The following is a 1,137-nucleotide window of genomic DNA, read 5'->3' as shown; positions in this document are numbered from 1 at the left end:
GACGGTCGCGTCGTCCAGGACCCCGGCGGTGTGGACGACGGCCGTCAACGGCCGGTCGGCGGGGATACGGTCCAGCAGTCCGGCCAGCGCCTCCCCGTCGGCGACATCGCAGGCTTCGACTGTGACCGATGCGCCGGCGGCGGTGAGTTCGGCGGTGAGGGCGTCGGCTCCGGGGGCGTCGGGGCCGCGCCTGCTGGCCAGGACCAGGTGGCGGGCGTGGTGGGTGGTGACGAGGTGGCGGGCGACGGCCGAGCCCAGGGTGCCGGTGCCACCGGTGATCAGGACGGTGTGGTCGGGGTTGAGAGCGGCGGGCAGCGTCAGGACGTTCTTGCCGACCGTGCGCCCGGACTGCATCGCCCGCAGGGTCTGCCGCACCTGACGCACGTCCCACACGGTGACCGGCACCGGTTGCAGCACGCCCTGGCGGAACCAGTCGAGCAGGATGTGCAGGATCTCCCCGACCCGGGCGGGACCCGCGTCCATCAGGTCATACGCCCGGTAGACGACCCCCGGATACGCGCGGGCCACCTCCTCACCATCACGGATCTCGGTCTTGCCCAGTTCCAGAAACCGTCCCCCCCGCCGCGAACACAAACGCAGCGAAGCCTCCAGCAACGGACCGGTCAGACAGTTCAACACCACATCCATCCCACCCCCACCACCGCCACCCGGCTCCCCGTCACCCGGCTCCCCGCCCCCGTTACCCGGCTCGCCACCCCCGCCACCCAACTCCCCGCCTCCGCCGGTCGGCTCTCCGTCCCGGCCGGTGGCCTGGGTGAAACGTGCCTCGAACTCGGGCGTCCTGGACGATGCGATGTTCTCCAAAGGGACACCGAGGGCGTGGACCTGGTCCCACTTGGATTCGCTGGCGGTGGCATACACCTGCGCCCCCAGATGACGGGCCAGCTGCACCGCCGCCATCCCCACCCCGCCCGCCGCCGCATGGACCAGGACCCGCTCACCGGCCCTGACGCCCGCCAGATCGACCAGACCCATGTAGGCGGTGGCGAACACCACCGGCACCGACGCCGCCTGAGCAAACGACCACCCCCGCGGCATCCGCGCCAGCAGCCTCGCCTCGGCCACCACCACCGCAGCGAACGCATCCCCGAACACCCCGAACACCCGGTCCCCCAC

The 1,137-nt window shown here is 72.0% G+C and carries 1 protein-coding gene; it reads right to left on the bottom strand.

What is annotated here, in order from left to right:
* Positions 1-1,137, bottom strand: a 1,137-nt coding sequence (locus tag ABZ576_RS34415) for an MDR/SDR family oxidoreductase (RefSeq protein WP_360750084.1), incomplete at both ends; no start/stop codon positions are given.

The organism is Streptomyces sp. NPDC013455, assembly GCF_040632975.1.
Classification (GTDB): Bacteria; Actinomycetota; Actinomycetes; order Streptomycetales; family Streptomycetaceae; genus Streptomyces.
Note: the sequence above shows the minus strand (reverse complement) of the source record. Positions and strands in the feature narration are given on the sequence as shown.